At 66.0% G+C, this 13,833-nt stretch carries 15 protein-coding genes; 6 read left to right on the top strand and 9 right to left on the bottom strand.

Annotation, left to right across the window (positions count from 1 at the left end; genetic code table 11):
* Positions 1–99 precede the first annotated feature (99 nt).
* The 6 genes from ccrA to ACRDNQ_RS16895 all read left to right on the top strand — a co-directional run bounded on the left by ccrA (position 100) and on the right by ACRDNQ_RS16895 (position 5,501).
* Positions 100–1,392: a crotonyl-CoA carboxylase/reductase gene (gene ccrA, locus ACRDNQ_RS16920; RefSeq protein WP_431829891.1), complete on the top strand. Its 1,293-nt coding sequence runs from the start codon at positions 100–102 to the stop codon at positions 1,390–1,392.
* Between the two features lie 211 nt (positions 1,393–1,603).
* Positions 1,604–1,822 carry a hypothetical protein gene (locus tag ACRDNQ_RS16915; RefSeq protein WP_431829890.1) on the top strand — a complete coding sequence of 73 codons (219 nt, stop codon included), beginning with the start codon at positions 1,604–1,606 and terminating at the stop codon, positions 1,820–1,822.
* Entirely contained in the window at positions 1,758–2,477 is a 720-nt protein-coding gene (locus ACRDNQ_RS16910) for a helix-turn-helix transcriptional regulator (protein ID WP_431829889.1), read from the top strand. The genes ACRDNQ_RS16915 and ACRDNQ_RS16910 overlap by 65 nt, the downstream gene beginning before the upstream one ends.
* 95 nt (positions 2,478–2,572) lie before the next feature.
* Positions 2,573–3,208 (top strand): acyl-homoserine-lactone synthase, encoded by a 636-nt coding sequence (locus ACRDNQ_RS16905; protein WP_431829888.1) that lies wholly within the window; start codon positions 2,573–2,575, stop codon positions 3,206–3,208.
* Between the two features lie 41 nt (positions 3,209–3,249).
* The gene (locus ACRDNQ_RS16900; RefSeq protein WP_431829887.1) at positions 3,250–4,776 is read left to right on the top strand and encodes an ATP-dependent DNA helicase; all 1,527 of its coding nucleotides are present in this window, start codon (positions 3,250–3,252) and stop codon (positions 4,774–4,776) included.
* Positions 4,773–5,501 carry an SDR family oxidoreductase gene (locus ACRDNQ_RS16895; protein ID WP_431829886.1) on the top strand — a complete coding sequence of 243 codons (729 nt, stop codon included), beginning with the start codon at positions 4,773–4,775 and terminating at the stop codon, positions 5,499–5,501. Before ACRDNQ_RS16900 ends, ACRDNQ_RS16895 begins: the two co-directional genes overlap by 4 nt.
* On the opposite strand, the gene ACRDNQ_RS16890 is transcribed toward ACRDNQ_RS16895, so the two are convergent.
* The 9 genes from ACRDNQ_RS16890 to ACRDNQ_RS16850 form a co-directional block, all read right to left on the bottom strand.
* The gene (locus tag ACRDNQ_RS16890; RefSeq protein ID WP_431829885.1) at positions 5,498–6,253 is read right to left on the bottom strand and encodes a TIGR02186 family protein; all 756 of its coding nucleotides are present in this window, start codon (positions 6,251–6,253) and stop codon (positions 5,498–5,500) included. The genes ACRDNQ_RS16895 and ACRDNQ_RS16890 overlap by 4 nt on opposite strands.
* Positions 6,253–7,167: a sulfite exporter TauE/SafE family protein gene (locus tag ACRDNQ_RS16885; RefSeq protein WP_431829884.1), complete on the bottom strand. Its 915-nt coding sequence runs from the start codon at positions 7,165–7,167 to the stop codon at positions 6,253–6,255. Before ACRDNQ_RS16885 ends, ACRDNQ_RS16890 begins: the two co-directional genes overlap by 1 nt.
* 58 nt (positions 7,168–7,225) lie before the next feature.
* Positions 7,226–8,191 carry an ABC transporter permease gene (locus ACRDNQ_RS16880; RefSeq protein ID WP_431829883.1) on the bottom strand — a complete coding sequence of 322 codons (966 nt, stop codon included), beginning with the start codon at positions 8,189–8,191 and terminating at the stop codon, positions 7,226–7,228.
* Between the two features lie 13 nt (positions 8,192–8,204).
* Positions 8,205–9,326 carry an ABC transporter permease gene (locus ACRDNQ_RS16875; protein ID WP_431829882.1) on the bottom strand — a complete coding sequence of 374 codons (1,122 nt, stop codon included), beginning with the start codon at positions 9,324–9,326 and terminating at the stop codon, positions 8,205–8,207.
* Entirely contained in the window at positions 9,326–10,936 is a 1,611-nt protein-coding gene (locus tag ACRDNQ_RS16870; RefSeq protein WP_431829881.1) for an ABC transporter ATP-binding protein, read from the bottom strand. The genes ACRDNQ_RS16875 and ACRDNQ_RS16870 overlap by 1 nt, the downstream gene beginning before the upstream one ends.
* On the bottom strand, positions 10,937–11,938 hold the full coding sequence (locus ACRDNQ_RS16865; protein WP_431829880.1) for a BMP family lipoprotein: 1,002 nt from the start codon (positions 11,936–11,938) through the stop codon (positions 10,937–10,939).
* 165 nt (positions 11,939–12,103) lie between these two features.
* Positions 12,104–12,535: a GNAT family N-acetyltransferase gene (locus tag ACRDNQ_RS16860; protein ID WP_431829879.1), complete on the bottom strand. Its 432-nt coding sequence runs from the start codon at positions 12,533–12,535 to the stop codon at positions 12,104–12,106.
* Positions 12,517–13,239 carry a tRNA (adenosine(37)-N6)-threonylcarbamoyltransferase complex dimerization subunit type 1 TsaB gene (tsaB, locus tag ACRDNQ_RS16855; RefSeq protein WP_431829878.1) on the bottom strand — a complete coding sequence of 241 codons (723 nt, stop codon included), beginning with the start codon at positions 13,237–13,239 and terminating at the stop codon, positions 12,517–12,519. Before tsaB ends, ACRDNQ_RS16860 begins: the two co-directional genes overlap by 19 nt.
* The gene (locus tag ACRDNQ_RS16850; RefSeq protein ID WP_431829877.1) at positions 13,239–13,802 is read right to left on the bottom strand and encodes a NifU family protein; all 564 of its coding nucleotides are present in this window, start codon (positions 13,800–13,802) and stop codon (positions 13,239–13,241) included. The genes tsaB and ACRDNQ_RS16850 overlap by 1 nt, the downstream gene beginning before the upstream one ends.
* Positions 13,803–13,833: the final 31 nt, after the last annotated feature.

Below are 13,833 nucleotides of genomic sequence, written 5' to 3'. Positions count from 1 at the left end.
CCAAATTTGGTTGCAAAGTTGCGCAGCCGTTCGTATCCAGTCGCCAGACAGCGCTTGATTCTGCATTGCGGCAAGCGTGACATTGCAGGGAGCCCGCCCATGGCACTGGACGTGAAGGCTGACATCATGACCTACGACGCGCCGAAGAAAGACCTTTACGACGTGGGCGAAATCCCGCCCCTGGGCCATGTGCCGGCGAAGATGCACGCCTGGGCCATCCGCCGTGACCGACATGGCGAGCCCGAGAAGTCGTTCCAGCTTGAGGTCGTCGATACCCACAGGATCGACAGCCACGAGGTTCTGGTGCTCGTGATGGCGGCGGGCGTGAACTACAACGGCGTCTGGGCCGGCCTGGGCGAGCCCATCAGCCCCTTCGACGGCCACGGCGCGTCCTATCACATCGCCGGGTCCGACGCCGCCGGCATCGTCTGGGCGGTTGGAGACAAGGTGAAGACCTGGAAGGTCGGCGACGAGGTCGTGGTGCACTGCAACCAGGACGACGGCGACGACGAGGAATGCAATGGCGGCGACCCGATGTTCAGCCCCACCCAGCGGATCTGGGGCTACGAGACGCCGGACGGGGCCTTCGCGCAGTTCACCCGGGTGCAGGCGCAGCAGCTCATGCCACGGCCCAAGCACCTGACCTGGGAGGAAAGCGCCTGCTACACGCTGACGCTGGCCACGGCCTACCGGATGCTGTTCGGCCATCATCCACACGAACTGAAGCCCGGTCAGAACGTTCTGGTCTGGGGCGCGTCGGGCGGACTTGGCGTCTATGCGATCCAGCTCATCAACACGGCGGGCGCCAACGCGATCGGCGTGATCTCGGACGAGGACAAGCGCGACTACGTCATGAGCCTTGGCGCCAAGGGCGTGATCAACCGCAAGGACTTCAAGTGCTGGGGACCGCTGCCCAAGGTCGGGTCACCCGAGTACAAGGAATGGTTCAACGAGGCGCGCCGCTTCGGCAAGGCGATCTGGGACATCACCGGCAAGGGCGTGAACGTCGACATCGTCTTCGAACACCCCGGTGAATCGACGTTCCCGGTGTCGACCTTCATCTGCAAGAAGGGCGGCATGGTCGTGATCTGCGCCGGCACGACGGGCTTCAACTGCACCTTCGACGTCCGCTACATGTGGATGCACCAGAAGCGCCTGCAGGGCAGTCACTTCGCGCATCTCAAGCAGGCCGCCGCCGCCAACAGGCTGATGATCGAGCGTCGCCTCGATCCCTGCATGTCAGAGGTCTTCCCATGGGCGCAGACTCCGCTCGCGCACACCAAGATGCTGCGAAACGAGCACAAGCCCGGCAACATGGCGGTGCTGGTGCAGGCGCCAACGACCGGCCTGCGCACCTTCGAGGATACGCTCGAGGCCAGCCGCCGCCGCTGATCCGAGGGGTCAGGACCGAACCAAGGGGCCCGGCGCCGATCTGCGTCGGGCCCTTTCCGTCGGCACGCGGCGGGAAATCGCATGTTTTCAGTGGGTTGCAATCGGCCCCTTCGCAGGATCGGGGGAGTTGAATTTCGCGAATTTCGCGACTTTCCTTTACATGCTAGGGTTGTGTTAATGCTTCGTTAACCATTGGGAAAGAGACTCCGGAATGGCGAATGAGTGGATACTCGATGTACTCGCGGACCTGAAGACCTTCGCCCGTGACAACGGTCTTCCGGCCCTGACGCACGGTCTGGACGATCTTTCGGTCGTTGCCGCCGCCGAGATCGCATCGACCGAGGGGATGACGCCGTCACTGGCGCATGTCGAGACGAGCGATGCTGGATACCTTCTTCGAGCGCATGGAGGCGGCAACAACCCGCGATGACCTGCAGGCGCTCACCTTCGACCTGCGCGACCACTACGGCATCGCCCATGTCGTCTATCACTGGGTCAACAGCGATGGCGAACAATACGGCGCCGGGACCTATCCGGTCGAATGGGCCGAACATTATGTCCGGCAGGGCTATCTTCGCATCGATCCGGTGATCCAGGGCTGTTTCCAGCGGTTTCACCCGGTCGAATGGAAGCGGCTGGACTGGTCCAGCAAGGCCGCGCGGCACCTGATGACCGAGGCGATGAGCTTCGGGCTTGGCAATCAGGGGTATTCGATCCCGCTCCGGGGGCCGGCCGGCCAGTTCGCCCTCTTCACCGCCAACGATTCGTGCACCGACGACGCGTGGGAAGCCTTCACCCAGACCAACATGCGCGACCTCATGCTGGTGGCGCATTACTTCAACCAGAAGGCGCTCGACTTCGAACAGGGCGGCCAGGGCACCGCCGGGCGGGCCCTGTCGCCCCGCGAAGCCGAGGCGCTTACCTTCCTTGCGCTGGGCTATTCCCGCGCGCAAGCCGCTGACACGCTTTCGATTTCCGAGCATACGTTGCGGGTCTATGTCGAAAGCGCGCGCTTCAAGCTTGGGGCGATGAACACCACCCACGCGGTTGCCCGCGCCCTGTCGCTTGGCCTGATCGTCGTCTAGGCGGCCCGGACCGGGGCATGGATCGCGCGCCGCTCTAACCCGCGGTTTACCAGGCTTGACGAGGGTTTGCCGGACACGATCCGTCCGGGGGACACATGATACGCTATCTCTACGCCGACCAGCTTGCCGCCTATCCGCGCCTTGCCGCCGAGATGTTCCGCCACCGCGCGCAGCAATTCCACCACCGCCAGAAATGGGAGGTGTCGGTCGACGCGAACGGGGAAGAGCACGATCAATACGACGCGCTCAACCCGCTCTACGTGATCTGGGAAACCCCCGGGGGCGGGCACGGCGGCTCGATGCGGTTTCTGCCGACCGTCGGCCGCACCATGGTCAACGACCATTTCCAGCACCTGACCGACGGTGTCCACATCGCCAGCCCGCTGATCTGGGAATGCTCGCGGTTCTGCCTTTCGCCCGAGGGTATCCCCAGCGTCTCGGCCGCGTTGATGCAGGCCGGAGGCGAGATCATGGAGGGCTTCGGCATTGCCCATTTCGTGGGTGTCTTCGATGCGCGGATGGTCCGGATCTACCGGATGATCGGCGCTGCGCCGATCATCGTCGGCGCCGAAGGGACGGGGCGTGACTGCATCAGCGTCGGACTTTGGGAATGCAACGATGTGCTGAAGGCGCGCGTTGCGAAAAGCGCGGGGGTGTCGGCGGAACTGTCGCGCCACTGGTTCGAACGGGCCTTCGGCCGCAAGACGGCGTTGCAGAAGCGCAGGGCCTGAAACACTGGCGCCGCCGGAACCCGGACGGTAGGGTCCCGGCCATGACCCTGCCGCTGCACCAGTTCTCGGACGACCAGGCCGACGCGTTCGATACCCTCGCCGAGGCCCTGCGCGTGGCCGGCGTCGACATCGAGGACGGCGCGCTCACGCCGCCCGGGGCTGCGGGCCTTGGCGTCTTCGCCATCGTCGGGAAGGCCGGGTCGGGCAAGACCATGCTTCTGTCGAAACTGGCCGAGGCGCTGGCCGATGCCGGTGTCGAGACGGTTTCGGGCGAATACGAAGGGCGGCGCCGGAAGGACCGCCGCACCCTTGCGATCCTTGCTCCGACGAACAAGGCGGCCAGCGTCCTGCGCAACCACGGTGTCGCGGCGACCACGATCCATCGCATCCTCTACACGCCGGTCTATCACCCGGAGTACGAGAAGATCGCCGAATGGCTGACCGGCAGCGGCGAGCGTCCGCAGATCGAAGGGCTGACCGACGCCGCGCTTGATCGGGCGGCCGCATTCTACAGGACGGTGCGGTCGATCCCCGGCGCGCTTGCAGCCGCGGGCCTGCGCGGATCGGACTTCATCACCGGCTGGAAACGGCGCGAGGATCCGCTGGATATCGGCTTCGTCGACGAGGCCTCGATGCTCGACACCCGCCAGTTCGAGGACCTCAAGGAGATCTTCCCCAGCCTCATCCTGTTCGGCGACCCGGCGCAGCTTGCGCCGGTAAACCAGTCAGGCTCGATGGTATTCGACGATCTTTCCGGTCCGCGCAAGCTGACGCTGCACCGCATCCACCGGCAGGAGACCGACAACCCGATCCTCGATCTGGCCCACGCGCTCGCCGATCCCGCGCTTGAGTTCGAGGCATTCGAGGCGATGATCCGGCATCACGCCGACCGTGACGAGCGGATCGTCTTGGCCGAGGCGGCCGACGCCGACCTGATGGCACGCAGCCCGGCACTGGTCTGGCGAAACGCCACGCGCATTCGGCTGATCCATGCGTTCCGAAGCGCCTTCGGCGCCCCCGAAGACGCCCTGCTTCCGGGGGAACCCCTGATCTGCGACGGGATCGAACTTCCGCTGAAATACCGCAAGAAGCGCCTCGACCTCGAGGCGCGCGGGCTGATCAAGGGCGCACAGGTGATCTATCTTGGCCCCGGCCAGAGGCCCGGCTTTTCGCGCCTTCATGTGCTTGGTGCCGAGGACCCGCGGGTGTCCGCCGCTTCGATCGTCAAGATCGAGAAGCCCGACGAGGAAGAGCCGTTCATCCCCTATGCGGCGAACATGGGGGCGGTCTTTCTGCATGGCGCGGCGGTCACGATCCACAAGGCACAAGGTTCGCAATGGGAAACGGTCCAGGTCTTCGCCCCCGATCTCTGGGCGGCAAGCCGCGCGGGACGCGTCGAGGCGGGCATTCCGCTTTGGAAGCGCCTTGCCTATGTGGCGATCACGCGCGCCGAGCGCGAGTTGCGGTGGGTGACGCGCAACCGTCTGAAGAAGCCGGCGGGCGCGCTGGGCACAGAGGACCTGCGTGCGCCCGCCGTGCCACTTGAACTGAAGGAGGAAGAGGCATGACCAAGACGCTGCTGATCACCGGGGCAAGCTCGGGTATCGGGCGCGCCGTCGCCGAGGCCGCGCTGGCCGCGGGCTGGCGCGTGGGGCTTTTCGCCCGCCGCGCCGATCCGCTGCACGAGGTGGCTGCGGCGGGCGAGGCGCTGGTCCTGCCCGGCGACGTCACCCACCGTGCCGAGATCGAGGCCGCGGTCGCCGCGCTGACCGACCGCTGGGGGCGCCTTGACGTGCTGTTCAACAACGCGGGGATCTTCACGCCGGCCGGCACGATTGACGAGATCGATCCCGACGATTGGGATCGCTCGGTCGCCGTGAACCTGACCGGCATGTTCAACGCCGCGCGGATCGCCTTCGCGCAGATGCGCCGCCAGTCGCCACAGGGCGGGCGGATCATCAACAACGGCTCGATCTCGGCCCATGCGCCGCGCCCCGGGTCGGTTTGCTACACGACCACGAAGCACGCCATCACAGGTCTGACCAAGACGCTGAGCCTTGACGGCCGGCCCTTCGACATCGCCTGCGGCCAGATCGACATCGGCAATGCGGCGACCGACATGGTTCAGACCCTGAACGAGCGTGCCCGGGCCGAGGGGCGTGAGGCGCAGCCCACCATGGACGTCGCCCATGCCGCGTCGGCCGTCCTGCACATGGCCGGACTTCCGCCCGAGGCGAACGTCCAGTTCATGACGGTCATGGCGACGAAGATGCCCTATGTGGGCCGTGGCTAGCCGCGCAGATAGCGGAACAGCGTCGAGGCCCCCCAGCCGGCCCCGATCGCGATCATGATCGACATCAGCCCGTAAAGCAGCGGCTGTTCGTGCGCCATCGAGAAAAGAAACCGCTCGAGACCGACCTTGTGCACGAAGATCACGGTTTCTTTCCGGTCGATGATCTCGCCACCCCGGGTCAGGAAGAACCGGGTGACATACTCGCCCTCCGTCAGGTTCGCGGGCAGCGCCACCGTTGCGCGGAAAAGGGTATCTTCGGTCAGTTCGACTTCCCCGATCAGCGTCTGGTAAAGCCCCGTCTCCTCACGAAGACGGATCAGCGCGTCGGTGAAGTCGCCCTTGGTGTCGGCGGCTTCGGGCGCGCCGTCGGCACGGATCGCCCGCGGGATCGAGATGCGGTTGCGGAAGTCTTCCTCGAAGGACAGGACTTCGTCCCAGGCCGCCGAGGTCGCCACCACATAGAAGGTCGGCGCCCGGTCGACGTGCAGCGAGTCCGCGTTGACCCAGATGCCGAAGCGGCGGTCCTTCTTGCGCACCGTCAGCGGGCGCGACGGCCCGGCAACGGTGACGATGACCTGCAGCGGCGGCTCGGTCGCGATTGCCTCTTCCCGCTTGACCGCGCCGAAGATCAGGATCTCGAGCCCGTCGAAGTTGGTGTTGATCGCGACCCGGTTCTGCGAGAGGCCGGCCACCACCTGTTCAGCGCGCACCGGAAGCGCAAGGCACAGCAGCACGAGAAGCAGCCGCAGCATCACAGCCCCTCCGTCCCGATCGAGAACAGTTCCGACGGTTCCAGCAGCAGGTCGAGCGCAAGCTTGCCGCAGACCGCCAGAACCAGAAGCGACAGCAGGATCCTCAGCTGTTCAGCCTTGAGGCGCGCGCCAAGGCGCGTGCCGACCTGGGCGCCGATAACCCCACCGACCAGAAGAAGCACCGCAAGCACCATATCGACCGAATAGGTCGTCGTGGCGTGCATCAAGGTGGTGAAGGCCGTGACAAAGATGATCTGGAACAGCGACGTGCCGATCACGACCTTCGTCGGCATGCCCAGCAGATAGATCATCGCGGGCACCATGATGAAGCCGCCACCCACCCCCATGATCGCGGCGAGGACCCCCACGAGCATGCCCACCATAAGCGGCGGGATCACCGAGATGTAAAGCCCGCTGGCGCGGAACTTCATCTTGAAGGGCAGGGCATGCACCCAGTTGTGCTTGCGCCGCGTCGCGACGACCTGCCCGCGTCGCGATCGGCGCAGGGCCTTCAGGCTTTCGACCAGCATGAGCGCGCCGACAATGCCCAGAAAGACGACATAGCTCAGCTGGACGACAAGATCGACCTGCCCGGCCTGGCGGAGCATGTCGAAAACCTGAACGCCAGCGGCCGACCCGACAAGACCGCCCGCCAGAAGCACAAGTCCCATCCGTATGTCGACGGTCCGCCGCTTGAGATGGGCCAGCACGCCCGAGACGGATGATCCCACGATCTGGTTGGTCGAGGTGGCGACCGCGACGGCGGGCGGGATGCCCGCGAAAAACAGAAGCGGCGTGATCAGGAACCCGCCACCCACGCCGAACATGCCCGACAGGATGCCCACGATCCCGCCGAGGCCCAGCACGAGGAACGCGTTGACTGAAACCTCGGCGATGGGCAGGTAGATTTGCATGGCTGTCCCTAGACCCTTGGGCCTCCGCAGTGCAAGGGACAGCTTTGCCTCGGGCCGCTCATCGTTCCTTCACATAGGGCACGCCACCGGCGCGGGGCGGGATCGCCTTGCCGACGAACCCGGCAAGAATGATCACGGTCAGGATGTAGGGCAGCGCCTGCATGAACTGGCCGGGAAGGGTGATGCCCAGAACCTCGATGTTCTGGTAGCGGTTGCCGATCGCTTCGAGGAAACCGAACAGGAGGCAGGCGTAAAGCGCGTACCACGGACGCCATTTCGCGAAGATCAGCGCGGCCAGCGCGATGAAGCCGCGACCCGCGCTCATGTCCTTGACGAAGCCGGCGGAAAGGCTGGTGGCCAGATAGGCGCCGGCCAGACCGCACAGAAGCCCGCAGATCGCCACGGCGGCATAGCGCAGCCGCACCACCGAGATGCCCGCCGTATCGACCGCGCCCGGATTTTCGCCCACCGCGCGCAGGCGCAGTCCGAAGCGGGTGCGATAAAGGACATACCACGTCACCGGAACCGCAAGGAAACCGACGTAGACAAGGATCGAGTGGCCCGAGATCAGCTCGGCATAGATCGGTCCAAGAATCGGCACGCCGGACAGGGTGTCCGCGAAAGGCAGGGTCAGGGGCTGGAAGCGTGCCGAGCCCTCGATCGCGGGGGTCCGGCCGCCCTGGTCGAACCAGTCCTGCGCGATGAGCACGGTCATGCCCGCGGCCAGGAAGTTGATCGCCACCCCGGCGATCAACTGGTTGCCGCGAAAGGTGATCGAGGCCAGTCCGTGGATCGCAGCAAGCACCATCGACGCGGCAATGCCGGCCAGAAGCCCGATCCAGACCGACCCGGTCATGTAGGCCAGCGCGGCCGAGAAGAAGGCCGAGATTAGCATCTTGCCTTCAAGCCCGATGTCGAAGATCCCCGAGCGCTCGGAGAACAGGCCCGCGAGGCAGGCGAACAGCAGCGGGATCGCCAGCCGCACCGTCGAGTCGAGGATCTGCAGAAGCGTCGCGAAATCCATCAGACCGCCCCCGTCATTCCGCCGGTGTTCGCGCGCGGCCCGCGTCGGGCCGGCGACGCAGGGCGAGGAACAGCTTTTCAAGCGGCATCCGCACCATGTTGTCGAGCGCACCGGTGAACAGGATCACCAGCGCCTGGATCACGACGACAAGTTCGCGGGGAATGTTCGTCCAAAGCGAAAGTTCGGCCCCGCCCTGATAGAGGAACCCGAACAGGATCGCGGCCAGGAAGACGCCGAAGGGATGCGACCGCCCCATCAGCGCCACGGCGATGCCGATGAAGCCCGCCCCCTCGACGGCGTTCAGGACGAGCCGCTCGGCCTCGCCCATGACGTTGTTGATCGCCATCAGTCCGGCGAGCGCGCCCGAGATCAGCATCGCGGCCATGGTGATCTTCAGCGGCGATATCCCGGCATAGACGGCGGCGGATTCGGACTTGCCGAAGGCGCGGATCTGATAGCCAAGGCGCGTCTTCCAGATCAGCGCCCAGACCAGCACGCAGGCAAGAAGCGCCACGAAGAAGGTGACGTTGACCGGCGCCCCGCGGAAAACCACCATGTCCGCGGTCGAAAAGAGGTCCTGGAACGTGGGCAGGTTCGCGCCTTCGGGGAACCGGGCCGAGGCCGGGTCCATCGCGCCTGCGGGCCGCATGACGTTGACCAGCATGTAGTTCAGGACCGAGGCCCCGATCAGGTTGAACATGATGGTCGTGATGACGATGTGGCTGCCGCGCGCGGCCTGCAGATAGGCCGGGATCGCGGCCCAGGCCGCGCCGAACAGCGCGCCCGCGATCATTGCGGCAGGCAGTGCTAGCGTCCAGTGCGGCCAGGGCAGGGCAAGGCAGATCAGCGCCACGCCAAGGCCGCCCAGCATCGCCTGTCCTTCGCCGCCGATGTTGAAAAGGCCGGCGTGGAAGGCCACGGCGAAGGCAAGGCCGGTGAACATGAAGTTCGTGGCGTAATAAAGCGTGTAGCCCCAGCCGTAGGTCGACATCAGCGACCCCTGCACCATGGTCTTCAGCGCCATGATCGGGTCCTCGCCGATGGCAAGGATCACGAGGCCCGAGATCAGGAAGGCGATCAGGATGCTGATCAGCGGGATCAGAACGACGTCCGCCCACTTCGGCATTGTGTCCATCAGTGCCCCCCTGCCGCAGCCGGCGCGGGCCGTGCCTGCGCGGCCTCGGTTGCGGCATCGGTGATCCCGGCCATGAGCAGGCCAAGCTCGCGCTCGTTCGTCTCGGCAGGCAGCCGCTCTCCCATGATGCGGCCGTCGAACATCACCGCGATCCGATCCGACAGCGACATGATCTCGTCAAGCTCGACGCTGACCAGAAGGATCGCCTTGCCGGCATCCCGCAACTCGACGATGCGCTGGTGGATGAATTCGATCGCGCCGATGTCGACGCCGCGCGTCGGCTGGCCGACAAGCAGAAGCTCGGGGTTGCGCTCGATCTCGCGGGAGAGGACGATCTTTTGCTGATTGCCGCCGGAAAAGCTTTTCGCGGCAAGCTTCGGGTTCGGCGGACGAACGTCGAAGCGCTCCATCTTGCCCACCGTGTCGGCGCGCAACGCAGCGTTGTCCATCAGAAGCCCGTTGCGGTTGTAGGCGGGGTCATTGTGATAGCCGAAGCCCACGTTCTCCCACGCCGCGAAATCGAGGATCAGCCCAAGGTGGTGCCGGTCCTCGGGGACATGGCTGATGCCAGCCTCGCGCCGGGTCTGGCCATTGGAATCGCGCCCTGACAGCGGGATCTCGACGCCGTTGAGGCGCGCGCGCCCTGTGCCGACCATGATGCCGCCCAGAACCGCCAGAAGCTCGGACTGGCCGTTGCCGGCCACCCCCGCAATTCCCAGGATTTCGCCGGCGCGAACGTTCAGCGACACGCCCTTCAGGCGTTCGACGCCGTTGTCGTCGGTCACGCGCAGGTTCTCGACCTCGAGAACCGTCTTGCCCGGTGTCGCGGGCGCCTTGTCGACGCGCAACAGGACCTTCCGCCCGACCATCAGTTCGGCCAGTTCTTCGGGGCTCGTGTCGGCGGTCCTGACGGTTGCCGTCATCTCGCCGCGCCGCATGACGCTGACGGTGTCGGTGATCGCCATGATCTCGCGCAGCTTGTGGGTGATCAGGATGATCGTCTTGCCCTCGGCGCGCAGGTTCCCGAGGATGCGGAACAGGTGGTCGGCCTCGGCCGGGGTCAGCACCCCGGTGGGTTCGTCAAGGATCAGGATGTCGGCCTGACGGTAAAGCGCCTTCAGGATTTCGACCCGCTGCTGCATGCCCACGCCGATCTCTTCGATCAGCGCGTCGGGGTCGACGGCCAGTTCGTATTCTTCGGAAAGCCTCGACAGGCTTTCACGGGCCTTGGCCAGCGACGGCCGCAGCAGCGCGCCTTCCTCGACGCCCAGGATGATGTTCTCGAGGACCGTGAAATTCTCGACCAGCTTGAAGTGCTGGAAGACCATGCCGATCCCCGCGGCGATCGCGGCCTGGCTGTTCGGGATCTCGGTCTTGCGTCCGTTGATGAAGATTTCCCCGGCATCGGCCTTGTAGAAGCCGTAAAGGATCGACATCAGCGTGGACTTGCCCGCCCCGTTTTCGCCGATGATGCCGTGGATGGTGCCGGGCATGACCCGGATCGAGATGTCCTTGTTCGCCTGAACCGGACCGAAGGCTTTCGAGATGCCTTTCAGTTCGATGGCAGGGGCGGCCGTTCCCGCCCGCCCCTTATCTTCGCCAAGGCCCATTCAGAACGTCAGGGCAGGGCAGCTGTCGTCCGACATGTAGTCGTGGACGGCGAGTTCGCCCGAGATGATCTTGGCCTTCGCGTCTTCCACGGCGGCCTGCATCTCGGCGCTGACGAGCTCGGCGTTGTTCTCGTCCATGGCGTAGCCCACGCCGTCGGCGGCAAGATCCATCACGACGACGCCGGTTTCGAAGGTGCCTTCGGTGCCGGTCTTGAAGGCCTCGTACACGGCGTTGTCCACGCGCTTGAGCATCGAGGTCAGGACCGAGCCCGGGTGCAGGTGGTTCTGGTTCGAGTCGACGCCGATCGACTTGATGCCGGCATCGGCCGCCGCCTGAAGGACGCCTACGCCGGTGCCGCCGGCCGCCGCATAGACCACGTCGGCGCCCTGGCTGATCTGCGCTTTCGTCAGTTCGCCGCCGCGCACCGGGTCGTTCCAGGCAGCCGGGGTCGTGCCGGTCATGTTGGCGATGATCGTCGCGTCCGGGTTCGCCGCCTTGACGCCCTGGGCATAGCCGCAGGCGAACTTCCGGATCAGCGGAATGTCCATGCCGCCGATGAAGCCGACCGTGCCGGTTTCGCTGGCCATGCCCGCCATCATGCCGACAAGGAACGAGCCTTCGTGCTCGGAAAACACGACCGAGCGCACGTTCGGCTGGTCGACGACCATGTCGATGATCGCGAACTGGGTGTCGGGATAGTCGGCCGCGACTTCGTTCAGCACGTTGCCAAAGGCGAAGCCGGTCATCACGACGGGGTTCGCACCCGATTCCGCGAAGCGGCGCAGCGCCTGCTCGCGCTGGGCCTCGGACTGCATCTCGATCTCGAGGAAGGTGCCGTCGGTTTCCTGTGCCCAGCGCTGCGCGCCGTTGAAGGCGGCTTCGTTGAACGACTTGTCGAATTTCCCGCCAAGATCGAAGATCAGGGCAGGGTCCGCCACCGCCGCTGTCGCGGTCATGGCAATCGCCGCGGCAGAGCCGAGCAGGGTCTTCGTAAAGGTCATTTGTGTCTCCCGGTTGTGTCTGTTCTTCGGGCATCGGCAAGACAGGCAGATGCCCGGCATGAGACTCGATCCACGCCAGATCATGTTCAGATAAGGCAGCACGGTCAGGGGAGGGTCAATAGACTTTTTGGCGGCCGTCTTGGCGTTCGGCCGCAATTCCATGGATCAGGGATGAAGTGCCCGCGTCATGGTCAGCGCGTCGGTCCGGCCACCCTCCGGCAGGCGGTAATAGCCCTTGCGGCGGCCGGTTTCGACATAGCCCCCGCGGGTGTAAAGCGCGCGGGCGGCATGGTTGTCGGCGGCGACCTCCAGAAAGGCGACCCGGGCCCCGGCGCGGGCGGCTTCGGTTTCGAACGCCGCCAGGAGCGACCGCCCAACGCCGGCGCCGCGATGCCCGGGAAGGACGGCGATCGTCAGAAGTTCCGCCTCGTCCGCCGCCACCCGTCCAAGGGCGACGCCCCGGTCGTCGCCCAGTGCGAAGACCCCGGGCGCGGCAAGAAGGCCGGCGAAGTCCGCCGCGCTCCACGCCGGTCCGCTGTCCATCGCCTGGGCATGGACCCTTGCAAGGTCCTCGGCGGTCACTTCGGGATCGCCCATGGGCCGATCCCGGACGGCAGGATCACGGGCGGCGCGTCGCGCGCGGGGGCTGCATCCGCAGGGCGCACATAAAGCGGCGCGGGGCGGGTGGCGGGGTCGATGCCGCGTGCGAAGGCCCGGTGCGCGGCGTGGGCAAGACGGGCAGGGACGCCCTCGGCTCCGCCGGCGCGGTGATCCACGCCAAGGGCGCGCGCGATCTCGGCGGCGCGGAACCCGACGACCACAGCGCCCGCGGTCAATCCCGGCATCTGGGAGACGGCGTCGGGGTCGATCACCTGCGGCGCGCCATCGGCTCGGCCATCGCGGAACGTCTGCACATAGGCCAGCCCGCGCGGCGCCTCGACGCTGACCACCTGCGGCGGCAGCGCACCTGCGTCCTCGGTCCCCTCGCGCATGATCTCGAAGGCCGAGATGCCGACCGCCGGGATGCCCAGCGCAAGGGCAAGACCCCGCGCCGTCGCGACCGAAATGCGCGTCCCGGTGAAGTTCCCCGGCCCGATCCCGACGCCGATCCCCGCGATCTCTGCCCAGGCAAGCCCTTCGGCACGCAGCATCTCGTCGAGAAGCGGCATCAGCCGTTCGGCCTGACCGCGCCCCATCTCTTCAAAACGCGTGGCCGCGATAGCGCCATCCAGAACGACGGCGGCCGCGCAATGCGCGGCCGATGTGTCGAAGGCGACAAGAAAGGAAGGTCTGTCGCCCATCACGCGGCGACGGGGCGCACCTCGACCACTTCGGGAATGTAGTGGCGCAGAAGGTTCTCGATGCCCATCTTGAGCGTCAGCGTCGACGACGGGCAGCCCGCGCAGGCGCCCTGCATGTGCAGATAGACGATGCCGCGATCGAACCCGTGGAAGGTGATGTCGCCGCCGTCCTGCGCCACGGCCGGGCGCACGCGCGTGTCCAGAAGTTCCTTGATCTGGTTGACGATGTCGGCGTCCGGCCCATCGTGCGACGCATGCCCGGCCGATCCGCCGCCCTCGCCTTCGAGCACGGGCGCGCCGGACTGGAAATGCTCCATGATCGCGCCCAGCAGGGCGGGCTTGATATGGTCCCATTCCACGCCGTCGCCCTTGGTGACGGTGACGAAGTCGCTGCCGAAGAAGACGCCGGACACCCCGCCGACCGAGAAGAGACGCTGCGCAAGCGGCGAGGTTCCCGCGGTGTCGGCGGACGGAAAGTCGGCGGTGCCGGTTTCAAGAACGGTCAGACCAGGAAGAAACTTCAACGTCGCCGGATTGGGCGTGGATTCGGTCTGGATGAACATGGCGCGCGCTCCTGTTTGATCGTGGATATGC

The sequence above is a fragment of the Saliniferula longa genome, assembly GCF_050789285.1.
GTDB lineage: Bacteria > Pseudomonadota > Alphaproteobacteria > Rhodobacterales > Rhodobacteraceae > CAVPWP01.
Note: the sequence above shows the minus strand (reverse complement) of the source record. Positions and strands in the feature narration are given on the sequence as shown.